Source organism: Micromonospora sp. L5, assembly GCF_000177655.2.
GTDB lineage: Bacteria > Actinomycetota > Actinomycetes > Mycobacteriales > Micromonosporaceae > Micromonospora > Micromonospora aurantiaca.
Genome location: NC_014815.1, coordinates 5297327 through 5320508, shown reverse-complemented (window position 1 = coordinate 5320508; position 23182 = coordinate 5297327). Strand labels below are relative to the sequence as shown.

The 23182-nt window shown below is 74.0% G+C and carries 24 protein-coding genes; 3 read left to right on the top strand and 21 right to left on the bottom strand.

Going from position 1 to position 23182, the window contains the following annotated elements; all coding sequences use genetic code 11:
* Positions 1-32 precede the first annotated feature (32 nt).
* From ML5_RS24465 to ML5_RS24405, 13 genes are all read right to left on the bottom strand, one after another.
* A complete protein-coding gene (locus ML5_RS24465; protein ID WP_013286628.1) occupies positions 33-1382 on the bottom strand; it encodes a hypothetical protein in 1350 nt (449 codons plus the stop codon).
* Between the two features lie 3 nt (positions 1383-1385).
* Complete coding sequence (locus ML5_RS24460; RefSeq protein ID WP_013476573.1) at positions 1386-2351, bottom strand: alpha-ketoacid dehydrogenase subunit beta; 966 nt, start codon at positions 2349-2351, stop codon at positions 1386-1388.
* A complete protein-coding gene (locus ML5_RS24455) occupies positions 2351-3322 on the bottom strand; it encodes a thiamine pyrophosphate-dependent dehydrogenase E1 component subunit alpha (RefSeq protein WP_013476572.1) in 972 nt (323 codons plus the stop codon). Before ML5_RS24455 ends, ML5_RS24460 begins: the two co-directional genes overlap by 1 nt.
* On the bottom strand, positions 3319-4116 hold the full coding sequence (locus ML5_RS24450; protein WP_013286631.1) for a DUF3050 domain-containing protein: 798 nt from the start codon (positions 4114-4116) through the stop codon (positions 3319-3321). Before ML5_RS24450 ends, ML5_RS24455 begins: the two co-directional genes overlap by 4 nt.
* 2 nt (positions 4117-4118) lie before the next feature.
* Entirely contained in the window at positions 4119-5042 is a 924-nt protein-coding gene (locus ML5_RS24445; protein ID WP_013286632.1) for a phytanoyl-CoA dioxygenase family protein, read from the bottom strand.
* Positions 5039-6139 (bottom strand): 4-hydroxyphenylpyruvate dioxygenase, encoded by a 1101-nt coding sequence (gene hppD / locus ML5_RS24440; protein ID WP_013476571.1) that lies wholly within the window; start codon positions 6137-6139, stop codon positions 5039-5041. The genes ML5_RS24445 and hppD overlap by 4 nt, the downstream gene beginning before the upstream one ends.
* A gap of 60 nt (positions 6140-6199) precedes the next feature.
* A complete protein-coding gene (locus ML5_RS24435; RefSeq protein WP_013476570.1) occupies positions 6200-7462 on the bottom strand; it encodes a beta-ketoacyl synthase in 1263 nt (420 codons plus the stop codon).
* The gene (locus ML5_RS24430) at positions 7459-9078 is read right to left on the bottom strand and encodes a class I adenylate-forming enzyme family protein (RefSeq protein ID WP_013476569.1); all 1620 of its coding nucleotides are present in this window, start codon (positions 9076-9078) and stop codon (positions 7459-7461) included. Before ML5_RS24430 ends, ML5_RS24435 begins: the two co-directional genes overlap by 4 nt.
* A complete protein-coding gene (locus tag ML5_RS24425) occupies positions 9075-9575 on the bottom strand; it encodes a beta-ketoacyl synthase chain length factor (protein WP_041784263.1) in 501 nt (166 codons plus the stop codon). The genes ML5_RS24430 and ML5_RS24425 overlap by 4 nt, the downstream gene beginning before the upstream one ends.
* Before the next feature lie 113 nt (positions 9576-9688).
* On the bottom strand, positions 9689-10819 hold the full coding sequence (locus ML5_RS24420; RefSeq protein WP_013476567.1) for a beta-ketoacyl synthase: 1131 nt from the start codon (positions 10817-10819) through the stop codon (positions 9689-9691).
* Entirely contained in the window at positions 10812-11057 is a 246-nt protein-coding gene (locus tag ML5_RS24415) for a hypothetical protein (RefSeq protein ID WP_013286638.1), read from the bottom strand. The genes ML5_RS24420 and ML5_RS24415 overlap by 8 nt, the downstream gene beginning before the upstream one ends.
* Complete coding sequence (locus ML5_RS24410) at positions 11057-11320, bottom strand: acyl carrier protein (RefSeq protein ID WP_013286639.1); 264 nt, start codon at positions 11318-11320, stop codon at positions 11057-11059. Before ML5_RS24410 ends, ML5_RS24415 begins: the two co-directional genes overlap by 1 nt.
* Before the next feature lie 180 nt (positions 11321-11500).
* A complete protein-coding gene (locus tag ML5_RS24405; protein ID WP_049800155.1) occupies positions 11501-12898 on the bottom strand; it encodes a class I adenylate-forming enzyme family protein in 1398 nt (465 codons plus the stop codon).
* Positions 12899-13155: 257 nt separating this feature from the next.
* Here ML5_RS24405 and ML5_RS24400 point away from each other — a divergent pair, with 257 nt between their 5' ends.
* On the top strand, positions 13156-13593 hold the full coding sequence (locus ML5_RS24400; RefSeq protein WP_013476565.1) for a GNAT family N-acetyltransferase: 438 nt from the start codon (positions 13156-13158) through the stop codon (positions 13591-13593).
* 3 nt (positions 13594-13596) lie between these two features.
* On the opposite strand, the gene ML5_RS24395 is transcribed toward ML5_RS24400, so the two are convergent.
* Genes ML5_RS24395 through ML5_RS24360 form a run of 8 tightly spaced genes read right to left on the bottom strand, consistent with a single transcriptional unit; the run spans position 13597 to position 21379 of the window.
* On the bottom strand, positions 13597-14844 hold the full coding sequence (locus ML5_RS24395) for a beta-ketoacyl synthase N-terminal-like domain-containing protein (RefSeq protein ID WP_013476564.1): 1248 nt from the start codon (positions 14842-14844) through the stop codon (positions 13597-13599).
* 55 nt (positions 14845-14899) lie between these two features.
* Positions 14900-16171, bottom strand: coding sequence for a beta-ketoacyl synthase (locus ML5_RS24390; RefSeq protein ID WP_013476563.1), 1272 nt, complete (start codon positions 16169-16171; stop codon positions 14900-14902).
* Complete coding sequence (locus ML5_RS24385; protein WP_013286648.1) at positions 16168-16578, bottom strand: cupin domain-containing protein; 411 nt, start codon at positions 16576-16578, stop codon at positions 16168-16170. The genes ML5_RS24390 and ML5_RS24385 overlap by 4 nt, the downstream gene beginning before the upstream one ends.
* Positions 16575-17282, bottom strand: a complete 708-nt coding sequence (locus ML5_RS24380; protein WP_013476562.1) for an SRPBCC family protein — start codon at positions 17280-17282, stop codon at positions 16575-16577. Before ML5_RS24380 ends, ML5_RS24385 begins: the two co-directional genes overlap by 4 nt.
* The gene (locus tag ML5_RS24375) at positions 17279-18823 is read right to left on the bottom strand and encodes an acetyl/propionyl/methylcrotonyl-CoA carboxylase subunit alpha (protein ID WP_013476561.1); all 1545 of its coding nucleotides are present in this window, start codon (positions 18821-18823) and stop codon (positions 17279-17281) included. Before ML5_RS24375 ends, ML5_RS24380 begins: the two co-directional genes overlap by 4 nt.
* Complete coding sequence (accB, locus tag ML5_RS24370) at positions 18823-19308, bottom strand: acetyl-CoA carboxylase biotin carboxyl carrier protein (protein WP_013476560.1); 486 nt, start codon at positions 19306-19308, stop codon at positions 18823-18825. The genes ML5_RS24375 and accB overlap by 1 nt, the downstream gene beginning before the upstream one ends.
* Positions 19308-21029, bottom strand: coding sequence for an acetyl-CoA carboxylase carboxyl transferase subunit (locus ML5_RS24365; RefSeq protein ID WP_013476559.1), 1722 nt, complete (start codon positions 21027-21029; stop codon positions 19308-19310). The genes accB and ML5_RS24365 overlap by 1 nt, the downstream gene beginning before the upstream one ends.
* Positions 21026-21379, bottom strand: a complete 354-nt coding sequence (locus ML5_RS24360) for a TcmI family type II polyketide cyclase (protein WP_013286653.1) — start codon at positions 21377-21379, stop codon at positions 21026-21028. Before ML5_RS24360 ends, ML5_RS24365 begins: the two co-directional genes overlap by 4 nt.
* Positions 21380-21789: 410 nt before the next feature.
* On the opposite strand from ML5_RS24360, the gene ML5_RS24355 reads away from it, so the two are divergent.
* Positions 21790-22635 (top strand): BTAD domain-containing putative transcriptional regulator, encoded by an 846-nt coding sequence (locus ML5_RS24355; RefSeq protein WP_047894767.1) that lies wholly within the window; start codon positions 21790-21792, stop codon positions 22633-22635.
* A gap of 62 nt (positions 22636-22697) precedes the next feature.
* A complete protein-coding gene (locus ML5_RS24350) occupies positions 22698-23045 on the top strand; it encodes a TcmI family type II polyketide cyclase (protein ID WP_013286655.1) in 348 nt (115 codons plus the stop codon).
* Positions 23046-23182: the final 137 nt, after the last annotated feature.

Genomic DNA, 23182 nt, shown 5'->3' with positions numbered 1-23182 from the left:
GGGGGAACGGGGGTGGACGGGGATGGAGCGGGTCAGTCCGTCAGCAGGATGCCGGTCAGGAGGACGCCTCTCGCCAGGTTGAGGACCTCGTCGCACCCCGGGTAGCCCACCCGCGCCAGCGCGCCTGAACCTGTGCGGTCGAACAGGTACGGGGCGAGGCTGTACGGGACGTCGGCGGTGACCGTCTCACCGGTCTCGATCTGCACGAAGTCCATCGCCACACGGTCCGCCTCGTGGTAGCGCTGGAGGATGTTGCCGCCCTCGGCGATGGCCGCGCGTACCCCGTCCGCCCACGCCACAGCTGTCATCTCCCGGCCGATCAGCACGCCGTGCCCGGCTGATCCGCCTGCCGGCTTGGCGACCAGGTCGGCCTGTTCGGCGAGCGCCCGGTCGAGCTGGTCGGCGGTGAGCGCCACGGTGTGCGGCACGTACCGGCGGATCAGCGTCCGGTCGTCCTCCGGCAGCAGGTCCAGGTCGTCCCAGAGCCAGGCGTAGTTCAGCTTGTTGCTGAGCAGCCAGGCGGCGCTGCTGACGAACATCGGCAGCGTGCCGGCGGCGAGCGCACCGGCCACCGCGTCCAGCCCGGCGCTGGGGGTGACCCGGTTGGGCACGAAGAGCCGGAACAGGGCGTCCACCGGGGCGCCGCCGACGACCAGCCGGTTCTGCCCGTCCAGGGTGGCGGTGGCGACCGGGGCGATGACCAGGTCGATGCCGAACGGGCGGGCCTGGTCGATCAGCGGGGACAGGATCCGGATGAACGTCTCCGGGTCGTCCAGCCCCGGGTAGTCGGCGTCGAAGTCCATCAGCAGCGCCACCCGGGCGCCGTCGGGCAGGCCGAGTGTGTCCCGGATGGCCACGAACCGCTGGTCCAGCAGGGACGGCGCGGGCCGGGCGCCGTCGAGCAGGTCATGGGTACGGTACAGCTCGGCGTACCGCTGGATCACGGTGTCGGCGTCGAAGCCGCCGCCGAGGCTGCTGTCGATGTTGTACTCGACGATGCACGGCACGCCGCCGGAGAACAGCACATCCGGCCGGTACGCGGCGAGCAGCCCCTCGTGCAGTTCCTCGTCCGGGTCGAGCAGCCGGGTCTCGCCGTCCGGCACGTCGAGCAGCAGGCGCAGCTCACCGGCGGTGCGGGCGCGGCGCCGGCAGGCCTCCAGAATGAGCTGGGCGATGCGGTCGCAGACCTCGTTCAGCTCGCGGAACGCGTCGGCGGTGAACACGGGCGGGCGGGCCAGCCGCCACTGCTTGTTGTACGTGGCCCGGCCGTGGAAGATCTTCTCCCAGGCCACGGCGCCTGTGGTCACCATCGCGGTACGGGTGGACTCGGGCAGGTCGGTCCACGCCTGGCCGAGCGGCGGCCACGTGTAGTTCGGGTCCATCGTTCATCCGTCCTTGAGGGTCAGTTGGATGGCGGCGGCGAGCTGGTCGCGGCCGGGCTGCACGGCCCGGTCCAGGGCGGGCGCAAAGGGCAGCACCGCGCCGTCGGGGCGGGTGACCCGGCGGGGTGGCGCGGCCAGCCGGACCCGCTCGACCACCGTGGCGATGATCTCCCCGGCGATGCCGCAGGAGCGGTTGCCGTCGTCGACGACCACCAGCCGCCCGGTGCGGCTCACCGACTCGACCAGCCCGTCCCAGTCGAACGGGTAGAGCGTGCGGGGGTCGAAGACCTCCACCGACGCCTGGCCGGCGAGTTCCTCGGCGACGGCGAGCGCGTCGTGCACCAGGTGCCCGACCGCCACCACTGTCACGTCGGTGCCGGCGCGGCGGACGATCCCCCGGCCCAGCGGCACGGGCACCAGGTCGGTGACGTCGGCGCGCAGGTCCAGGGCACCCGCCGGGGCGAAGACCACCACCGGGTCGTCGCAGCGGATCGCGGAGACCAGCAGCCCGTACGCGTCGGCCGGGGTGGCCGGTACGACTGTGGTCACCCCGACGTGGGCGAACAACGCGTACGGATGGTCGGAGTGCTGCCCGGCCCAGCCGGTGCGGGAGCCGGAGCCGGGCACCACGTAGGTGACCGGCACCGCGCACTGGCCGCCGGTCATGAGCGGGAACTTGTGCGCGTGGTTGACGATCTGCTCGAAGACCAGGAACAACAGCGACGGGATCTGGAACTCCACCACCGGGCGGGCCCCGGCCAGCGCCGCGCCGGTGGCGAAGCTGGTGAACGCCTGCTCGGACAGGGGGGTGTCGCGGACCCGTTCCGGGCCGAACTTCTTCAGCAGGCCGGTGGTGACGTTCGCGGCGGCCACCCGGATGTCCTCGCCGAGCACCACGACCGAATCGTCGCGGGTCATCTCGTCGGCGAGCGCCCGGGTGAGCGCCCTGCGGTAGGAGAGCCGGGGCATCAGCCACCTCCGGTCCGGGCGGTGAGCCCGCTGGCGTACAGGTGGTCCAGGGCGGTCGCCGGGTCGGGGTGCGGCCCGGCGAGCGCGTAGTCGACGGCGGCGTCCAGTTCCGCCTCGACGGCGGCGTCCACCTCGGCCCGCACCGCCGGGTCGAGCCGTGCTCCGGCGATGTCCACCGGATCGCGGGACCGGCCCTCGGCCACCTCCTCCGGCGGCCGGTAGTCGAGGCGTACCTGATGTTCGAAGGTGTGGTGGGCGTCGAAGCGGTAGGTGCGGGCCTCGACCAGCTCGGGGCCACCGCCGGCGCGCATCCGCACGACGGCGGCGGCGGTGACCTCGCGTACCGCCTCGGGGTCCTGCCCGTCGACGGTGGCCGTCGGCATGCCGAACGCGGCGGCCCGCCCGGCGATGGTGCCGGCGACCGCGCCGTCGACCGGCATGGTGGTGGCGTAGCCGTTGTTCTCGCAGACGAACAGCACCGGTATCCGCCAGAGCGCGGCCAGGTTGAACGCCTCCAGGAGCATGCCCTCGTTGACCGCGCCGTCGCCGAAGAAGGTGGCGCCGACGATGTCGGCGCCGCGCCGCCGGCGCTCCCACACCGCTCCGGTGAGGATCGCCCCGGCTGCCCCGACGATGGCGTTGGCGCCGAGGACGCCGACGCCGAAGTCGGCGGCGTGCATCGACCCGCCCCGGCCCCGGTTGAGCCCGGTGACCCGGCCGCACAGTTCGGCCAGCATCCGGGCCGGGTCGGCACCCTTTGCGAGCACGTGCCCGTGCCCGCGGTGGGTGCCGGTGACCAGGTCCTCGCGGTCCAGCGCCGCGCAGACGCCGGCGGCGATCCCCTCCTGACCGAGGTACGGGTGGATGCCGCCGACGATCTCCCCGGCGCGGACCAGCTCGATCGCGCGTTCCTCGAAGCGGCGGATCAGCCGGACCGTCCGGTAGAGCCGGAGCGGGTCGGAGCCGGTCACGCCGGACGGCCCTCCTTGACGGCGGCGAGGATGTCGTCCCAGAGGCGGGCGCGGGCGGCGAGCGCGGCGTTCACCGTGTCGGCGCACTCCTGCCACTTGGTGTCGTCGTCGCCGCACAGGTCGGCCAGCATCTGCATGGCCATCGGGGTGTGCTGCTCGCCGTCGACCTCGATGTGCCGCTCCAGGTAGTCGACGAACTTGTTGAGCCTGTTGCTGCGCTCGTTGACGGCGACGACCTGGGTGAACATCTCGGGGATGAGGTCCTCGCGGCCGAACGCGAACGCCGCGGCCTGGCAGTGCACAGGGGTGGTCTCGATGATGCGCCAGGTGGTGCCGGCGAACGCGGCGGACGCCGCGGGGACGCCGGCGGCGCCGAGCGCCTCGGTGACCGGGGTGCCGTCGCGCAGCAGGTCGACGAGCTTGTTCACGGCTGTGGTGTCGGCGCCGGCCTCGGTCATGCCCTGCACGTACAGCTCGAAGTGGCTGATGTAGCCGTCGCCGAGTTCGTCGCTCTCCTCGACCATGACGATGTCGTTGATGAGGCGGCGGCTGCCGGTCGGGCCGGTCGGGATCCACGGCACCGTGACGCAGGTGAGCTGCCGCTGCAACGACTTCAGCAGGGACATGAAGTCCCAGACGGCGAAGACGTGGTGCTCCATGAACGTGACGAGCGCGTCGTGGGTGTCGAGGTTGGCGTAGAGGGGGTGCTTGACCACCACGTCGCGGCGCTCGGTCACCGCCCGCTCCAGCCGCTCGATGCCCGGGTGCGTCTTACCCCAGTCGTACCGTGACATTGTCAGCCTCCCTGCTGGGCGCGGTCGCGCCAGATGACCGGGCAGTAATCGGGGTCCGCGTAGTCCGGCCGGCCCTCGTGGGTGCGGCGGACCAGCACGTCGTGGTTGTACGCGGCGAGGGTGCCGTCGGAGAGCGGATACTCCCGCCAGGCGTTGTCGCCGTCCTGCAGGTGCAGCGAGACGGCCCGGCGGGGCCGGCCGCTGACGTTCGCACCGCTGCCGTGGTATGTGCGGCAGTGGTGGAAACTCATGTGTCCCTTGGGGATCACCATGGGGATCTTGCGGATTTCGGCGCCGTTGTACGCCGCGTTCTCGGCGAGCATCACCTCGAGCTGGTCGCGGTCCCGGTCGGCGAAGTGCCGCACCACCGTGTCGTCGGCGCCGATCTCCCGCCAGCGGTGGGAGCCGTCGACCATGGTGATGGTGCCCATCTCCTCACCACAGTCGTGGAACGGGATGAACGCGGTGAGCATGTTCTCCGACGACGAGGACGCCCAGTAGTGCTTGTCGAAGTGCCAGGGCACGATGTTCGACGGCTCACCGGCGATCGGCGGCTTCCAGATCAGCGTGGACTGGAAGATCCGGATCTCGGCGGCGCGGGCCAGCCGGGCGGCGACCGCACCGATCAGCGGCTTGCGCAGGATGCGGGCGATGCCGTCGTGCTCGTGGTGGACGTAGTCGTTGTGCCGCTGCACGTCACCCTTCGAGGGCTCCCAGTAGGCCAGCTTCGGCGGGCGTACCGGCAGGCGGCGGTCACGGTCCCCGGCGTAGTAGCTGTCGGTGGCGGCGACGAGTTCGTCCACCTCGTCGTCGGTGAGCAGCTTCTTCGACAGGTACCAGCCGTGCTCGGCGTAGTGCCGGACGTCCTCGTCGGAGGGAAGCAGCGCCTCCTCCTCGGCGGTCAGCCCGGGATCGATGGTGGTCATGCCCCAGCCCCTCCGGCCGCGACGCCGGGGGTCGCCCCCGCCGCGGCCAGCTCGCGTTCCTTCGCTTCGTAGAGCGCCTTGATGTTGCCGCTGCCGAAGGTGCGCGCCCCGCGCCGCTCGATGAGTTCGAGGAAGAGCGTGCGGCGCACGTGCATCGACTCGGTGAAGATCTGCAGCAGTTGCCCGTCGTGGTCGGAGTCGACCAGGATGCTCAGCTCGCGCAGCCGGTCCACCGGCGCGTCCAGCCGGCCGACCCGCTGCTCCAGCCCGTCGTAGTAGGCGCCGGGCGTGCTGGCGAACCGCACCCCGCGCCCGGCGAGCGCGCCCACGGCGGTGACGATGTCGTCGGTGCGCAGGCCCAGGTGCTGCACCCCGGCCCCGGCATGCCAGCGCAGGAAGTCCTCGATCTGCCCCGGCCGGGCGCCGGTGTCCGGCTCCAGCAGCACGAAGGTGACAGTCCCGGACGGGCTCTGCACCACCTTGGAGTTCATCGCCTGGCCGGCGACCTCGATGTGCTCGGTGAAGATGTCGGCGAAGCCGAACACCTTCTCGTAGTGCGCGACGGTCTCGTCGAGCTGCCCCGGCGGCACGCAGATCGCCAGGTGGTCCACCTCGGCGAGCAGCGTGTCCGTGCCGTCGGGCGCGGTCACCGGCTCGATCGCGCCGGGCAGGAACACGCCCGGGTCGCCGCGCCGCTCGACGAGGCGGTGCACCACGTCGCCGAAGCCGCCGACCTCGGCCACCACCACCTCGGCGTCCGCGCCGGTGAAGGTGCGCGGCGGGCTCAGCGCCGTCGCCCCGCGGTCCACCAGCTCGGCGTACGCCCCGGCGGCGTCGTCCACGGCGAGCGCCACCACGGCGATGCCGTCGCCGTGCCGGTGCACGTACGTGGCAGCCGGGTGCTCGGCGGACAGTCCGGTGGTCAGCAGCAGCCGGATGCCGGCCTGGGCCAGCAGCAGGGAGCGCTGCCCGTCCAGCCCGGTCTCCGGACCGCCCTGCCCGCACAGCCGAAAACCGACCGCGTTGTCGAAGTAGAAGGCCGCCTGCCGGGCGTCCCCCACGTACAGTTCGAGATGATCTATCCCGTTGATGGTCATGGGCTTCCCCTGTTCCCCCCGTGATCGCGACCCGGACGGACGCCCGGGACTGGAGTCCGGTCAGCCCGCGGCCGGGGTGGCGGCCCGGCGGGCCGGCCCGGAGAGCCGGCGCAGGAGCAGACTGACGTTCTGGCCGCCGAACCCGAACGAGTTCGTCAGCGCGTGGCCGGCCCGGGTGGGCCGGGGCACGGCGCGGACGTGGTCCGCCTCGCACTCCGGGTCCGGGTCGTCCAGGTGGTAGGTGGGTGGCAGCAGGCCACTGTCGAGCGCCAGCGCGGTGGCCGCGGCCTCCAGCACCCCTGACGCGCCGAGCAGGTGCCCGGTGAGCGCCTTGGTGGAGCTGACCGGCACACCGCCGGTGCCGAACACCTCGGCCAGCGCGATCGTCTCGGCGACGTCACCGAGCTTGGTGCCGGTGCCGTGCGCGTTGACGTACCCGACGTCGGCGGGCCCGACCCCGCCGGCCGCCAGCGCGCGGCGCATGCACGCCGCCGCTCCGGCACCGTCCGGCCGCGGCGCGGTCGGGTGGTACGCGTCGGTGTTCGCCCCGAAACCGGCGACCTCGGCGTAGCCGCGCACACCCCGGCCCTCGGCGTGCCCGGCGCGCTCCAGCACCAGCAGCGCCGCGCCCTCGGCCAGCACGAAACCGTTGCGCCGCTTGTCGAACGGGCGGCTGGCCTCGGTCGGTTCGTCCCAGCCCCGGGCCAGCGCCCGGGCGTTGCCGAACGTGTCGGCGAACGTGCCGAACAGCGGCGCCTCGCTCGCCCCGCACACCACCACGTCGGCCTCGCCGGAGCGGATGAGGCGTACCCCGTCGGCGACGGCCTGGGCACCGGACGCGCAGGCCGTGCCGACCGACGAGCTGTAACCGCGGATGCCGTGCGCGATGGCGATCCGCGCCGATGGCATGTTCGGCAGGATGCCGGTGAGCAGGTACGGGCTGACCGCCGCCCGGCCCCGGGCGGCCCGCGCCAGCACCTGGCCCTCCAGCGTGGACATGCCGCCGACGCCGCCGACGATCACCGCGATGCGCTCCGGGTCGACGTCGCGGCCCACCTCGATGCCGGCGTCGGCGAGCGCCTCGGCGGCGGTGATCAGGGCGAGCAGCACCACCCGGTCGAGCACCTTCGTCTCCGGTCCGGAGGCGACGCTGCGCGGGTCGATGTCCGGCAGCACCCCGGCCACCTCCAGGCTGCCCGCCGCCGGGTGTCCCTCGGGCGGGCGGCGCAGACCGGACCGGCCGGTGATCAGCGCGTCGAACGTGTCCGCCACGCCGCGCCCGGCCGGGGTGAACAGGCCCATGCCGGTGATGACGGCGGTCACGACGGCGCCTCGGTCAGGTAGCGCTCGCGCAGCGCCACCTTGCGCACCTTGCCGGTGACGGTGACCGGGATGTCGTCGGCGCGTACCGGGACGATCCGGCGCAGCGTGGCTGCCACGTCCGGGCCGAGCGCGGTACGGATGCGTTCGGTGCGGTCCGCCTCCGGGTCGGCGCCGGCGGCCAGCTCCAGCAGCACGTCGGTGGTGACTGTGCCGTCGTCCGCCTTGACGATCACCACAGTGCAGTCGGTGACGTCGGGGCAGGCGGCGAGGATGCGTTCCTCGGACAGCGCGGTGAAGAACCGCTTCCCGTCGCCTGCCTCGACCGAGTCGACCGCCCGGTCCAGGTGGTAGTAGCGGCCGTCCTCGTCGGCGTACACCAGGTCGCCGGTGAGGTACCAGCCGCGCAGCCGGAACCGGTACGTGGTGACCGAGTCGTTCCAGTAGCCGCGGAACAGCGACGGCGAGTCGATGCCGAGCCAGCCGACCTGCCCGGGCGGCAGCTCGTTGCCGTCGGCGTCGAGCACGGCGACCTTGGCGAACCGGTACGGGCGGCCCACGCAGCGGCCGTACCGGTCGGTGTCGGTGGTGTGGGTGATGTGGAACATCGAGTGGCCCATCTCGCTGGAGCCGAGCCCGTCGATGAACACCGACCCGGGTACCCGGGTCACGCCGCCACGCGTCACCACGTCGCGGGAGCCGACAGCGACCAGCCGCCGTACGTGCGGCTCGTGCGAGCAGTCGCCGGTGTTGAACCACAGCCGCACCGAGTCCAGGTCGTAGCCGGACAGGTCGAAGCGGGCCAGCTCGGCCCAGGTGACCGAGAAGCCGAACACGCCGTCCGGGCGCCACCGCTGGATCGCGTCCAGCACCCGCTCACCGCCCTGGTCGGAGAGCAGGAACATCTCCGCCCGGTTGCCGAGCGCCTGGTTGACCATGAGCACTGTGGCGGTGTGCGGGGCCGGCAGCGCGTTGAGGATGCGTGTGGTGCCCTGCGCCTGCGGCATGGACAGCAGGTGACGGGTGGCGGCGAACAGGCTGGCGTGCGAGTGCAGCACCGCCTTCGGCACGCCCGTGGTGCCGGAGGTGTGGGTGATCACGATCGGGTCGTCCGGGTGGTGCCGGTAGTGCGCGGGTGCCGTGTCGGGGTCGCCGGTGCCGGCCTGCGCGGGCTCGCCGAGCATCGGCGCGCCCAGGTCGTGCCCGGCCAGCGCCTCGGCGTGCGCGGCGTCGGCGAGCACCCCGGCGGCGCGCAGCCGGCGGATGTACTCGGCGGCGATCTCGGGACGCAGCCTGCCGTTCATCAGCGCCGGGATGGCGCCGAGGCGGGTCAGCGCCAGGAACGACAGCACCATGTCGGCGGCGGTGCCGGCCCAGACCGCGACCGGGTCGCGGGGTTTCACCCCGCGTTCGTGCAGCCACGCCGCCCGGGCGGCGACCATCCGGTCGAGCCGGCCCAGGGTCAGCGGGGTCTCGGCCGGGTGGCCGTCGATCTCGGTGTCGAACGTGAGCCCCGGCCCGTCCGGGTCGGCGCCGTGGGCCAGCACCCGGGCGAGCACGTTGCCCGCGCCCAGCTCGGCGTCGGCCGCGAGCGCGCCGCGTAGTCCCTTCGTCCTCATTGACGTGTTCCCTCCCCCAGCAGCACCGCGGTCGCCTCGCCCGGCGTACCCTCCGGTGCCAGTTCGATCAGGATCAGCAACGCCTGTGCGGCGTCGCCGTCGTACAGCAGCAGGTCCGCCTCGGCCTCCCCCTCGGCCCGCGCGTCGCCGGTGGGGCTCAGGCACACCACCGGCCCGTCCAGTCCCCAGCGCGCCGCGACGTGCCCGGCCACGCTGTTCGGCACCGACTGGAAGAAGAACAGCGGCCCGATCCGCCCGCCCGCGGCCACAGTGGCGCGTACGTGCGCCGCCCCGGCGGTGTCCCCACCGGCGCTGACCAGCACCACAGCCGTCCGGTTGCCCGGCGGCAGCGGCCCGTCGGGGTACCGCCGCGCGAGGCAGCGCTGCGCCACCGCGGCCACCAGCGGCGCGAACGGCGAGTGCACGAACCCCGGCACCCCGGCCGGCCCCGCGTCCCCGTCCCCGTCCTCGGGCCACCGCGCCTCCGCGAGCACCACGACTCCCCCGTCGCGCGATCTTGCGGTTGGTGCCCCGGGCGCGGGCGTTGTGCCCGGTTCGCCGGGGCCGTGAGTGCAAGATCGCGGGAGGTCGGGGTGGGGGGCGGGGGCGGTCATGAGGTGCTCACCAGGAGGGCCGTGTCGGCGCCGCCGAAGGCGGCGTTGAGGGTCAGGGCGTGTTCGGTGCGCGCGGGGCGCGGGGCGTCGCGGATGACGTCCAGCGGGCACTGCGGGTCGGGGCCGAGCCAGCCGGCGGTGACCGGCAGCTTGCCGTGCCGCAGGGCCAGCACGGTGACCAGCAGTTCCAGCAACCCGGACGCCTCCAGCGCGTGCCCGTGCACCGACTTGGTGGAGCTGACCGGCAGCCGCCCGGCGTCCTCGCCGAACACCCGGGTCAGCGCCGCCGCCTCGGAGGCGTCGCTGAACGGGGTGCCGGTGGCGTTGGCGTTGACGTAGCCGATCGCGTCCGGGGGCAGCCCGCCCCGGCGCAGCGCCGCCTCGACCGCCCGGGCCAGCCCGAGCCCGTCCGGGTGCGGCTGGCACGCGTGGTACGCGTCCCCCGCCCGGCCCCACCCGGCCACGCTCGCCAGCGTCTCGGCGCCCCGCCGGGCGGCGGCGCCCGCCGACTCCAGCACCACGGCGGCCACCCCGTCGCCCAGCAGCAGGCCCTTGCGCCCGGCGCTGAACGGGCGTACCGCGCCGTCGGCGGCGAGCGCCCGGCCGGCGTCGAACAGCGCGTACTGGTCCGGTTCGACCAGGTAACCGGCCGCGACCACGACCCGCTCCAGGTCGCCCCGGCGGATCAGCGCCGCCGCGTCGGCGACCGCGCTGCTCGCCGACACGCACGCGGTGGTGTAGATCCGGGTACGCCCGCCGAGGCCGCACCGTGCGGCCAGGTGACCGGCGAGCGCCGGCACCGTCGGCTCGTCCCACCCCTGCGGTACGGGCAGCGAGTACGGCCCGCCGTGGGTGGCCAGGAACAGCGCCGACTCCGCCCGCCCGGCCCGGTCCAGTCCGGCGGCCCGGGCGGCGGTGTCGATCGCGTCGGTCAGCTCACCGGCGAGCGTGCCGACGTCCGGCAGGGTGGCCGCCACCGTCACCCGGCGGCCGGTGGTGTCGAAACGGCGCACCGGCGCGAACGCCGGGGTGCCGGTGAGCACCCCGGCCAGCAGCGCGTCGGCGCCCCTGCCGAGGGCGCTGAGCGCGTACGTGCCGGTGATCCGTACGGTCTCCCGCTCAGCCATCTGCGGGAGCGGTGAGAGAGCCACGGAACACCGCGAGCGCGTCGTCGACGGTGCGGATGCCGGCGAGTTCGTCGTCGCTCAGGTCCAGCCGGCGGTCGTAGCGCTGCTCGACCATGTGCACGAGCCAGGCCAGCTCCATCGAGCCGAGCCGGTCCGGCACCTGGTCGGCGGGTTTCGCGGTCAGTTCGGCGAGCATGCTCACCAGGTCAGCTCGCCCCAGGTCGGGCTGACCGGACATCAGGACTTGTCGCTGTTCGCGGCCACCCGGTCGGCGACCATCGTGGTGAACTCGCCGACCGTCATCAGCGCCAGCTTCTCCGACTCGTCGTCGGCGAACTTCACTGCGTAGCGGTCCTCGACGCGGACCGCCAGGTCGGCCAGGGCCAGCGACTCCAGGTCGACGCCGGAGGGGCCGAGCGTGGTGTCGTCGTCGAGCTCCTCCACGTCGTAGTTCATGTCGGCGAGCTGTTCGACGACGAAGGTGCGGACCTCGTCTCGCATGGGTTCAGACCTCTTCTCCGTGTACCGGCTGACGGTGCCCGGTCGGGACACCGTGTGCGTGTGAACCGGCGGGGTCGGGCGCGCGGGTGGCGCGTTGCCCGGCCGGTCCGGGGCGGGATTCGGGGTGGACCGGACGTCCGGTGGGCGTCCGGCGGGTGTGCGGCTCGTACAGCGGGCCGGTCACGACGCCGCGCCCCGCAGCGCCGGGACGGACCGGACCAGCTTTCCGGTGGTGGTGCGGGGCATCTGGTCGAGCAGACGCAGCGTGCGGGGACGCTTGAAGCCGGCCAGCCGCTCGGCGATCAGCTTGTCGAGCGTGTCCTCGGTCAGTGAGCCGTCGGTCTGGACGTACGCGGTGATGCCGTCGTCCCAGACCACCACCGCGGCGACGACGCCGGGCAGCCCGGCGACTGTGGCCTCCACCTCGGTCAGGTCGACCTTGAGGCCGCCCACCGACACCTGCGAGTCCAGCCGGCCCTTGATGGTGACCAGGCCCGTGTCCGGGTCGACCACGCCGGCGTCGCGGGTGTGCAGCCAGCCGTCGGCCCACCGGGTCGGGTCGGCCAGTCCGACGTACGGGTTGGCCGGGCAGCTCACCCACAGCTCGCCGTCGCGCTCGCGTACCTCGATGCCCGGGGCGGGCGCGATGGCGGGCCGGTGCCGCCCGTACAGGTCGGTGCCGATGACGCCGACCTCGGTCATCCCGTACATGTTGCCCAGCGGGACGCCGTAGCGGTCGGTGAACGCGTTCGCCACGGCCGCGGGCACCAGCTCACCGCCTGTGGTCATGCGCTTGAGCTGGGGCAGCGGCCCGGCGGGTGTGGTGGAGGCGAGCAGCCCGATGTGGAACGGGACGCCGAGCACAGTGGCCGGGGTGTCCTGGGCGGCGACGGCGGCGAGGATCGCGTCGCCGCTGAGCCGTTCCGGTGGGCACAGCTCGACGCCGGCGTGCAGCCCGTAGAGCAGGCCGCCGACCAGGCCGAGCACGTGCACCATGCTGGGGAGCAGGATGATCCGCTCGCCGGGCAGCGCGACGCCGTCGATGCGGGTGTAGCGGTGCACCTCGGCGACCAGGTCGGCGGCGGTGCGGCCGATCACCTTGGACGGTCCGGTGGAGCCGGAGCTGAGCTGGATCACCGCGTGCGGGCTGCCCGCCGGGCGGTCGGAGTACGCGCTGACCCCCGCGGTGACGTCGACGAAGATCCGCAGCGCGCCGCCGCCGGTTCGTACCGGGGCGACCACCACCTGCGGGCCGAGCCGGCGCAGCGCCTGGTCGACCTCGTGGTCGGTGAGCCGGTGGTCGAGCAGCACCGCCTGGGCGCCGGTACGCCAGGTGGCGAGCAGGTGCGCCACGTACGCCAGCGAGGGCGGCAGGCGCAGCGCGGCGGCGCCTCCGGCGCGCAGCCCGGCCCCGGCGAGCCGGTCCTGAGCCTCGCCGACGAGCCGGCGCAGCGTGCCCTTGTCGACCGGTTCGGGCAGGCGCAGGCAGACGTCGGTGTCGCGGCCGGTGAACAGGATGTCGTCCACCCAGTCCACCGTCGTCGAGGCAGGATCTTCCGCCACGGGATGTGCAGTCACGACCAGCCACCGTTCCACTGAGGAACTGGGCGGATCCGCCCAGCGGGTACGTCGTTCGGGGTATGGCGGAACCCTACGACGCCCCTCTTCTGCATCGCCAGATGCAAATGGCTAGATCCAAAACAGCGGCTGGGTGGATTGCTCAGGCTCGATCGGACAGGCAGGATCGGGGCCACGCCGGCAAGGTAGTCCGCCGGCCGCCGGATGCTGTGCGCGCGGCACCCCGCGCGGACGGCGGGGGCGGCTACGCTCACGGCATGTTCCGTGCCGCCCGGCCCGACGACTTCCCGCAGCTCATCCGCCTCTACCGGCAGCTGAACCCGGACGACCCGCACCTGAGCGACGGCTCCGACGAACGGGCCTTCGCGCGGATCCTGGCCACCGAGGGGCTGCACCTGTTCGTGCTCGACGTGGACGGCGCGGTCGTCGCCACCACCTACCTCAACGTGATCCCCAACCTGAGCCGGTCGGCGTCGCCGTACGCGGTCATCGAGAACGTGGTGGTCGACGAGTCGCGGCGCGGCACCGGCCTGGGCAGGCAGATCATGGCCGGCACGCTCCGGGCCGCCTGGGACGCGGGCTGCTACAAGGCGATGCTCATGACCGGGTCGCGCTCACCCGCGACCCACGCCTTCTACCTGGCCTGCGGGTTCTCCGGCGACGCGAAGACCGCGTACCTGGCCCGGCCGTCGTGACGGTCAGTGCTCCCCCGCCGGTGGTGGCGCGGCGCCGCGCAGCACCAGCGCGCTGTTGAACCCGTCGAAGCCGCGCGCGCCGACCAGCGCGATCCGGCTGCGGGGCGGGCGGGGCTGCCGCAGGAACGTCAGCTCGCAGCCGGGCGCCGGCTCGTCCGGGCCGGCCGAGGCGGGCAGCATCCCGCGCCGGAACGCCAGCAGCGCGGTGGCCGCGTCCAGCGCGGACCCGCCCTGGTGCGCCCGGCCGGTCAGCGGCTTCTGCGTGGTCACCGGCGGGGTCCGGTCGCCGAACACGGTACGCAGCGCCGCCGCCTCGGCCCGGTCGTACGCGGGCACCCCGAGCGCGTCCGGCCAGATCACGTCCACGTCGTGCGGGCGTACCCCGGCGCGTTCCAGTGCCAGCCGCATCGCGCGGGCGTAGTGGGCCGGGTCGGGGCCGGTGGCCGGGTCGGTGGGCGCGGCGTCGTGGGTGGCGGCCCAGCCGGTGATCTCCCCGTAGACGCGGGCGCCCCGGGCCAGCGCGTGGCCCAGCTCCTCCACCACGAAGACGGCGCCGCCCTCGGCCGGCACGTACCCGCTCGCCGCGACGTCGAACGGCCGGTACGCCCGCTCCGGGTCGGACACGTCGCTGAGCAGGCCGGAGCGGAGCTGGCAGGCCAGCGCGTACGGGCTCAGCGGGCACTCGGTCGCCCCGGCGATCACCACGGGGGTGCCCCGGCGGATGGTGCGCACCGCGTGCGCCAGGCTGTCCAGCCCGCCGGCCGACTCGGACACGGTCACCCCGGACGGCCCCTTGAACTGGTGGCGGATCGACAGCTGTCCCACGCTCGCGGCGTAGAACCAGGCGATCGACTGGTACGCCCCGACGGTGCGGCTCGGCCCGCCCCAGAGCCGTTGCAGTTCCCGCTGCCCGAACAGGTTGCCGCCGGAGGAGCTGGCGAGCGTGACCGCCCACTGGTACGGGTCGGGCGACACCTCGGGCAGCCCGGCGTCGGCGAGCGCCAGCCCGGTGGCGGCGAAGCCCAGGTGGGTCCACCTGTCGGTCTGCACCCGCTGCCGGGTGTCGCTGAACCCGGCCGGGTCGAAGCCGGCCACCTCCCCGGCCACCCGGGTCGGGTACCGCTCCGGGTCGAACAGCGTGATCGGCCCGGTGCGCCGGGTGCCGGCGAGCACTGTGTTCCAGTGCGCCTCGGCGCCGACGCCGCTCGGCGCGACCACGCCGATGCCCGTCACCACGGCCCGCGCGGTCACGGTGCCGTCCTTGTTCGCGACTGCGGGGCTCGGAAACCCGGCTCACTCCTCGCGCTCATAGTGGCGTCACCGCGAGCCGGCGGAACACCATCGCCGACTGGAATCCGCCGAATCCGCTGCCCACCGACAACGTTACGTCCACCGGCACCTCCCGGGCCTCGTTCGGCACGTAGTCCAGGTCGCACTCCGGGTCGCGGGTGGTCCAGTTCGCCGTCGGCGGCACCACGCCGTACTCGATGGCGAGCGCGCAGGCGGCCATCTCGATCGAGCCGATGGCGCCGAGCGAGTGGCCGACCATCGACTTGATCGAGCTGATCGGCACCCGGTACGCCGTCTCCCCCAGCGCCCGTTTGAACGCCGCAGTCTCGTGCCTGTCGTTCTGCCGAGTGCCGGAGCCGTGCGCGCTGACGTACGACACGGCGGCCGGGGCGAGCCGGGCCTGCCGCAACGCGTCGCTGATCGCCACCGCCATCTCCGCCCCGTCCGGGCGCAGCCCGGTCATGTGGAAGCCGTTGCTGCGGCTGGCGTACCCGGCCACCTCGCAGTAGACGTGCGCGCCCCGGCGGCGGGCGTGCTCGGCCTCCTCCAGCACCAGCACCGCCGCGCCCTCGGCGAGGACGAACCCGTGCCGGTCGGCGTCGAACGGCCGGGAGGCGTGCTCCGGGTCGTCGTTGTCCGGGCTGGTCGCGCCGATCGCGTCGAACGAGGCGACGGTGACCGGGGAGATCGGCGAGTCCGCGGCGCCGGCGAGCACCACGTCGGCCTCGCCGTCGGCGACGAGCTGGTGGGCGTACCCGATGGCGTCGATGCCGGAGGTGCAGCCGGTGGAGATCACCTGCGCCGGCCCGTGCAGGCCGTGCCGGCAGGCCACGTCGGCGGCCAGGCTGCTGGGCACCAGCGCCTGGTAGAGGTACGGCCCGCCGAGCGCGTGGTCGACCAGCCAGTGCCGGCCGGAGTCGCTGACCCGCACGTACTCCTGCTCCAGGGCCATGGTCCCGCCGACGGCGGTGCCGAGCACCACCCCGGCGCGTTCGCGCTGCGCGTCGGTGAGGGTGAGGCCGCTGTCCGCGAGCGCCTCGGCGGAGCAGGCGAGCGCGAACTGCACGTACCGGTCGGCACGCTGCCGTTCGGCGAGCGTGATCCCGGCGGCGTCCGGGTCGAAGTCGCACTCGGCGGCGATCTGCGACCGGAACGGCGACGGGTCGAAGAAGCTGATCCGCCGTGTCGCGGTGCGCCCCTCGGTGATCGTCTTCCAGAAGCGGTCCCGGGTGGCGCCGCCGGGTGCGACGACGCCGATGCCGGTGACCACTGTGCGCCGGCCGGTCACGACGGCTCCCGCGGCGGCGGTGCCGCGCTCTCGGTGTCGACGTGGCCGAGTTCCGGGCGGGGAGCGAGCGGTCCGAGGTGGAACACCACCTCGGCCGGCTCGTCGCCGGTGTTGCGCAGCCGGTGCCGCACGTCCTTCGGTACGTAGAGCGCCTCCCCGGCGGCCACCGGCACCGGCGTGTCGTCCAGGTCGACGGTGATCGCGCCGCGGGCGACGTAGAGGAACTCCTCGCTGTACGGGTGGTAGTGCTCGGCGATCCGCTCCCCCGGCGCGAGCGTGGCGACGCCCATGAATCCGGAGGTGCTGCCGACCGTCTTCGGGCCGAGCAGCACCCGCAGTTCCCCGCCGCGGCGGCGGTCGGCCGGTACGTCGTGGACGGAGACCCGGGCGGTGGTGGTGTCGGTCATCGCGCGCCTCCCGCGTGCGCCCGCTCGATCTTCTCCTTGATCACGGCGAGCTGGATCGTGCTGTTGGTGTTGATCCGGTTGGTCATGGCGGCGTTGTCGACCGGTGCGTCCGGCTTCATCGCGAAGTCCTGGGTCCAGGTCATCCGGGTGCCGGCGGGCGTCTCGTCGTAGCGCCAGTGGATGCGCATGTACTCGAACGGGCCGGTCTCGACGCGCCGGGCGTGCACCTCGCGGGTGGCCGGGTCGGCGGTGCGTTCGCTGACCCAGCTCCACGACACCCCGTTCTCGTCCGGGTGCATGGTGAGCCGGAAGCGCACGGTGTCGCCGTCGCGGTCCAGGATCTCCGCGGTCGCGTACTCGGTGAACAGGTCCGGCCACCCGGCCACGTCGTTGGTGATCTCCCAGACCAGCGGCAGCGGCGCGGCGATCTCCACGGCGTTCTCGGTGTGCCCGGGCGGGTCCGCCTTGCGGGCCACCAGGTCTGCGACGCCGGCGATGCTGAGCTGCCCGGCCTGTTCGGGGATCTTCACCCGCCACCTGTCGGCCACCACCGCCGACAGTTCGAGCAGCGCCAGGGAGTCCATGCCCAGTTCCTCCAGGCTCGCGGCGGGCGCGCCGGCGGCGGCGTCCGGGTCCAGGCCGCAGTGCGTGACCAGGATGTCGGTGATCTCGCGGGCGAGCGGGCGGTCGGGGGCGACGGTCATCGGTTCCTCCAGGTGGTCGGGCCGGCGGCGGGCACGGCGCTGACGGGGGTACGGCCGCCCGGCTCGGCCGCACCGCGCGGGTCGGGCACGACGGCCCGCGCCGGGGACGCCTCGACCGCGTCGTCGGCGGGCGGGGCGTCGGTCGGCGGCGCGTCGGTGGGCGGCGTGTCGGCGGTCGGCGCGTCGTCGGCGGGCGGGGCGAGCAGGCGTTCCACCAGGGCGGTGGTGTGCCGGGCGGCGCGGAACGCGGGGTCGCGCAGCACCCGCCGGGCGAACGGGATCGTGGTACGCACACCGGGACCGGCCACGTCGAACTCGGCCAGCGCCCGGTCGAGCCGGTCCAGCGCGGCGTCCCGGTCCGGCGCCCACACCGCCACCTTCGCCAGCAGCGAGTCGTAGTGCGGGCTGACCGGATAACCGACGTGCCCGTGGGTGTCGACCCGGGTGAACGGGCCGCCCGGCGGCCGGAACCGCTCCAGCCGGCCGGGTGCGGGCGCGAAGTCACGGTCCGGGTCCTCCACGTTGACCCGGCACTCGATCGCCACACCGTCCAGGCGTACGTCGGACTGGCGCAGCCGCAGCGGGGTGCCGAACGCCACGTGCAGCTGTTCCTGCACCAGGTCGATGCCGGTGATCATCTCGGTGACCGGGTGTTCCACCTGGATCCGGCAGTTGATCTCCAGGAAGTGGCAGCGTTCAGCTTCGTCGACCAGGAACTCCACTGTGCCGGCGCCGGTGAAGCCGACCGACAGCGCGCCGCGCAGCGCCACCTCGGCGACGGTGTCCAGGGTGGCCTGCCGCAGCGCGGGCGCGGGCGCCTCCTCGATCAGCTTCTGGTGCCGGCGCTGCACCGAGCAGTCCCGGGTGCCCAGGTGCACGCCGTTGCCGTGGCCGTCGCAGAGCACCTGCACCTCGACGTGGCGGGCGTCGGCGAGGTACCGCTCGACGTACACCCGGTCGTCGCCGAACGCGACCTGGGCGGCGGCGCGGGTCCGGGCGTACGCGCGGGGCAGCTCGGCGGCCGAGCGCACCACTGTCATGCCGCGCCCGCCCCCGCCCGCGGCGGCCTTCACGATCACCGGGTAGCCCACCTCGGCGGCCACCTCCTGCGCCTCGGCGACTGTGGGCAGCGTCCGGACGCTGCCCGGCGGCAGCGGCAGCCCGGCCCGGCTCATCAGCGCGCGGGCCGTCGACTTGTCCGCGAGAGCGGCCATCACCTGCGGCGGCGGGCCGACGAAGACCAGGCCGTTCTCGGCGCAGATCTCGGCGAAGTCGGCGTCCTCGGACAGGAAGCCATAGCCGGGGTGGACCGCCTGCGCGCCGGTCTGCCGGGCGGCCTCCACGATCGCGGCCGCGTTGAGGTAGCTGCGGCGGCTGGCCGCCGGGCCGATCCGTACCGCCTCGTCGGCGAGCCGCACCGGCAGCGAGTCGGCGTCGGCGCTGGAGTGCACCACCACCGTGCGCACGCCGAGTTCCCGGCAGGCGCGCAGCACCCGCAGCGCGATCTCGCCCCGGTTGGCGATCAGCACCTTGTCGAACATCAGGAGTCCTGTCCGGTGACCGGTTCCAGGGCGATCAGCGGCTGGTCGTACTCGACGGGCTTGCCGTCGTCGACCAGCACCTCGGCCACCCGTCCGGCCTGGCCGGCGGTCACCTCGTTCATCAGCTTCATGGCCTCGACGATGCCGACCACCTGGCCCGGACGGACCATGTCGCCGACCGCGACGAACGGCATCGCCCCGGGTTCGGGGGCGCGGTAGAACGTGCCGACCACAGGTGAGCGCACGGCCGGCCGGTCGGTCGCGGGCGCGGCTCGCGCGGCGGGTTCGGCTGCCCGCGCGGGGAACGCCCCGGCCGGTTCGGCGGCGCGCTGCGCCGGGGGTGCCGGGTCGTGCCACTCGACCTCCAGCACCGACTCGCCGCTGCGCAGCCGCACCCGGCGTACCGGCCCGGCCAGGTCGGCGACGAGCTTGCGGGCCTGCCGGCGCAGCCCGTCGAGCACCTGCTCGGACTCGGCGTCGGCCATCACGCCACCTCCGCCCGGTCACCCGACGGCGAGGCCGGGGACGGGCCGGCTGCCGATCGGGCCGCGCCGAATCGGCGGAACCGTTGCCGGCGGCGGCGGACCAGCGTGGCCGGGGGGACGGTGAGCAGCGGCGCGAGGTTCGCCGCGACCGCCCGGCGCAGCAGCTCGGCCGCGCCGCCCGGGTCGGCGTGCGCGGCCGGGCGCGGCTCCGGCACCAGCTCGTCGACCACGCCGAGGCGGCACAGGTCGGCGCCGGTGAGCCGCAGCGCGCGGGCCGCCTGCGGGGCGGCCGAGCTGTCCGGCCAGAGGATCGCGGCGCAGCCCTCCGGGCTGATCACCGAGTAGACGGCGTGTTCCAGCATGAGCACCCGGTCGGCGACCGCGAGCGCGAGCGCGCCGCCGCTGCCGCCCTCCCCGGTGACCACCGCCACCACCGGCGTGGGCAGCACGGTGAGCGCGAGGATGTTCTCCGCGATCGCCGCCGCCTGACCCTGCTGCTCGGCGCTCACCCCCGGGTCCGCGCCGGGCGTGTCCACGAGTGTCACCACCGGCAGCCGCAGCCGCGCCGCGAGGCGCATCAGCCGCAGCGCCTTGCGGTGCCCGGCCGGGCTGGCCATGCCGAAGTTGCGGGTCACCAGCTCGGCGGTGGTGTGCCCCTTCTGGTGACCGATCACCATCACCGGGCGGCCGTCCAGGCGGGCGATGCCGCCGACGACAGCCGGGCAGTCGGCGCCGAGCCGGTCGCCGTGCAGCTCCACGAACCCGTCGAACGCCGTCTCCAGGTAGTCCAGTGTGGTCGGACGACCCGGGTGCCGCGCCGTGCGTACCGTCTCCCAGGGGTCGCGGTCGGGCCGCGGGGTCGCGGTCGGCGCGGTGACCGGCGGGCGCGGCGCGGGCGGGTTCTCCGGCGCCCGGCGGCCCGCCTCGGCAGCGGCGAGCAGCGCCGCGAGCCGGCCCCGCAACGCGTGCCGGGGCACCACCATGTCCACCTGACCGTGCCGCAGGAGGTACTCGGCGGTCTGGAAGCCCTCCGGCAGCGTGGCGCCGGTGACCTGGCGGATCACCCGGGGCCCGGCGAAGCCCAGCCGGGCGCCGCTCTCGGCCAGCACCAGGTCGGTGTTGGTGGCGAAGGAGGCGGCCACCCCGCCGTACGTGGGGTCGGTGACCACGCTGACAGTGAGCAGGCCCGCCTCCCGCATCCCCGCGAGGGCCTGGCTGACGGTGGCCATCTGCATCAGCGACAGCGCGCCCTCCTGCATCCGCGCGCCGCCGGACGCGGTCACCAGCACCAGCGGGATGCCGTCGGCGAGCGCCCGCTCGGCGGTCCGGGTGATCAGCTCACCGACCGCGCAGCCGAGGCTGCCGCCGAGGAAGCGGAAGTCCATCACCGCCAGCGCGACCGGGTGCCCGCCGAGCCGGGCGGTGCCGCACAGCACCGCCTCGTCCAGGCCGGTCGCCGCGCGGGCCGCGCCGAGCCGGTGCGGGTACGGCAGCTCGTCGACGAACTCGATCGGGTCGACGCGCACCGCCCGGTCCGGCAGCGGGACGAACGAGTCCGGGTCGGCCAGCTGCGCCACCCGGTCCGGCGCGTCCAGCCGGGCGTGTGACCCGCACTCCGGGCAGACGTCCAGGTTGCGGCGCAGCCGCTTGCGGTAGAGCAGCGACGCGCATCCGTCGCACCTCGACCAGAGCTGCTCGTCGCGCGGGGCGGTCGTGGTCACTGTGGCCGCCCGGCGGTGTCGTACCGGTGGGCCGGCGCGTCGTAGCGGTAGAAGCAGTGCGCCATCGCGTCGCGCGGCGAACGCCAGGTCGGCAGGTACGGTGAGATGTACGGCCGCAGCCGCTCGCTGATCCGGATGAACTCCGGATGCCCACGGTTGTCCTCGACCGCGCCCTGAGCGGGCGTCTCCGTCTCCAGCAGATGGACGTAGAGGTCGTGCAGCCGGTACAGCGAGCGGTGCCGGACCCCGACCAGGCCGGGCAGCTCGGTCGCGTCGGACTCGGCGAAGATCTCGGCCACCCGGTCCTCGGCCGTCGGCACCACCTTGGCGACGATGAGCGAACGGTCCATTCGCGCCTCCTGCACGTCCCGGTGCGCGGCGAACCGGTCGCGCCGCACGGATTGCCACACGGTCGCGCCGGCGGCGTCTACCGGGCGTCAACCGGGCCCCATCGCGCCACAAACATGGTGACGCTGCGTTGACGCAAGCTGTGCGTGAGCTATGGGAAGATCGCTTTCCGGTTTCCGGGTGACGACACTTCTTCGCAGATCACAGGCGTATTACCGAGCCCACTACGGACAGTCAGGTGACCGACCGACCGTTGACTGAGAGTAACAGGCGTTGATATTCTGCGTCTCGGTCAGCCCGGCCACGGTGGAGCTTCCCGCCGTGGCGGAGGCGTTCCGACACCGGCGTCGCGGCGGCGGTCCGGGCAACGCGAAACGGTCGGGACGAGGGTTCCGGTGCTGGGGGGTGCGCCGTGTCGGGTGGATCGAGAATGCCGACGGCGGGCGAACCCGCCCCACGGGTGTCACTGCACCTGCTGGGCGGCTTCCAGCTGCTGCACGACGACACCCCCGTGGTCGTACCCCGGGGGTTGCAGCGCGTCATCGCCCTGATCGGCCTGCGCCCGGCCGCGACCCGCAGCCACCTCGCCGGGCTGCTGTGGCCCGAGACGCCTGAAGAGCGGGCGCTGTCGTCGCTGCGGACCGCGCTGTGGCGGCTGCGGCAGGATCCGTGCTGCCCGCTGCGCACCGACGGCGACACCGTCCGGCTCGGACCGACCGTCCGCCTCGACGTGGACGACCTGGTGGAGACCGCGGCGCTGGTCCGCGAGGGCGCCGTCCCGCGCGGCGCCGCCGGCGCCGGACGCCACGACCTGCTCCCCGGCTGGTACGACGACTGGGTGCTGCTGGAACGCGAACGGCTGCGCCAGCTGCGCCTGCACATGCTGGAGGAACTCGCCGGCAACCACCTCACCGCCGGGCGGCACGGCGAGGCGCTGGAGGCGGCGCTGGAGGCGATGGCCGCCGAACCGCTGCGGGAGACCCCGCACCGCCTGGTGGTCCGCATCCACCTGGCCGAGGGCAACGCGTTCGAGGCGGTCCACTCCTTCTACGTCTACCGCGATCTGCTCCTGCGCGAACTGCGCCTGGAACCGTCCCCGGCGATGACCGCGCTGCTCGACGACACCCTGGCGCCGATCCGCCGGGCCACCCGCCCGGACCCGCCGCCGCCGCGCCGCACGGACCGGACCGCCAAACCGGCGCCGCGCGCCCCCACCTCGCCGTCGCCACCACCATCAAAGCCCCGGGGTACGCGGTGACGGCGAGGTGACAGCGCGACCGGCACTGTGAACCCAGCACCGCGGCGGCGAGAGGGGTCACGATGAGTCGACTGTTGGTGGTCAGCCGGATCGTGCCGGGCGCACAGGGCAGGGTGGCGCAGATCTTCGCCGAGGCCGACGCCACCGAACTCCCCCACCTCACCGGCGTCCGGCACCGGTCGCTGTACTACCTGCACGACCTGTGCGTCCATCTGATGGAGACCGTCGACGTCGCCCCCGGGCTGACCGCGGAACTGCGCGACAACCCGCTCTACGAGCAGGTGAACAAGAGGCTCTCCGCGCACACCTCCCCGTACCTGCCGACCTGGCACTCCCCCCGCGACGCCGTGGCCGGCTGCTTCTACAGCTGGGACGCCGCCGACGTGCCTGCGCCCGACCGGATCCACTGACCGGCCACGGGCGACGGACGGGGCGCCCCGGAACCACGCACGGCACCCAGGTTCCGGGGCGTCTCCCTGCTCCGCGAGGCCGCTCGATACCGGCCTCCGGCACACGCTCGGTCATGCTGCGGCCACCGGCCGACACC

What these genes read in the sequence shown, in the direction of transcription:
- accB (WP_013476560.1), bottom strand. Translation starts at nt 19,308, where the DNA reads ATGGCCGACGCCGAGTCCGAGCAGGTGCTCGACGGGCTGCGCCGGCAG.
- hppD (WP_013476571.1), bottom strand. Translation starts at nt 6,139, where the DNA reads ATGACCATCAACGGGATAGATCATCTCGAACTGTACGTGGGGGACGCC.
- ML5_RS24380 (WP_013476562.1), bottom strand. Translation starts at nt 17,282, where the DNA reads ATGACCGTCGCCCCCGACCGCCCGCTCGCCCGCGAGATCACCGACATC.
- ML5_RS24465 (WP_013286628.1), bottom strand. Translation starts at nt 1,382, where the DNA reads ATGGACCCGAACTACACGTGGCCGCCGCTCGGCCAGGCGTGGACCGAC.
- ML5_RS24385 (WP_013286648.1), bottom strand. Translation starts at nt 16,578, where the DNA reads ATGACCGACACCACCACCGCCCGGGTCTCCGTCCACGACGTACCGGCC.
- ML5_RS24400 (WP_013476565.1), top strand. Translation starts at nt 13,156, where the DNA reads ATGTTCCGTGCCGCCCGGCCCGACGACTTCCCGCAGCTCATCCGCCTC.
- ML5_RS24375 (WP_013476561.1), bottom strand. Translation starts at nt 18,823, where the DNA reads ATGTTCGACAAGGTGCTGATCGCCAACCGGGGCGAGATCGCGCTGCGG.
- ML5_RS24410 (WP_013286639.1), bottom strand. Translation starts at nt 11,320, where the DNA reads ATGCGAGACGAGGTCCGCACCTTCGTCGTCGAACAGCTCGCCGACATG.
- ML5_RS24420 (WP_013476567.1), bottom strand. Translation starts at nt 10,819, where the DNA reads ATGGCTGAGCGGGAGACCGTACGGATCACCGGCACGTACGCGCTCAGC.
- ML5_RS24350 (WP_013286655.1), top strand. Translation starts at nt 22,698, where the DNA reads ATGAGTCGACTGTTGGTGGTCAGCCGGATCGTGCCGGGCGCACAGGGC.
- ML5_RS24460 (WP_013476573.1), bottom strand. Translation starts at nt 2,351, where the DNA reads ATGCCCCGGCTCTCCTACCGCAGGGCGCTCACCCGGGCGCTCGCCGAC.
- ML5_RS24360 (WP_013286653.1), bottom strand. Translation starts at nt 21,379, where the DNA reads ATGGACCGTTCGCTCATCGTCGCCAAGGTGGTGCCGACGGCCGAGGAC.
- ML5_RS24415 (WP_013286638.1), bottom strand. Translation starts at nt 11,057, where the DNA reads ATGTCCGGTCAGCCCGACCTGGGGCGAGCTGACCTGGTGAGCATGCTC.
- ML5_RS24445 (WP_013286632.1), bottom strand. Translation starts at nt 5,042, where the DNA reads ATGACCACCATCGATCCCGGGCTGACCGCCGAGGAGGAGGCGCTGCTT.
- ML5_RS24450 (WP_013286631.1), bottom strand. Translation starts at nt 4,116, where the DNA reads ATGTCACGGTACGACTGGGGTAAGACGCACCCGGGCATCGAGCGGCTG.
- ML5_RS24430 (WP_013476569.1), bottom strand. Translation starts at nt 9,078, where the DNA reads ATGAGGACGAAGGGACTACGCGGCGCGCTCGCGGCCGACGCCGAGCTG.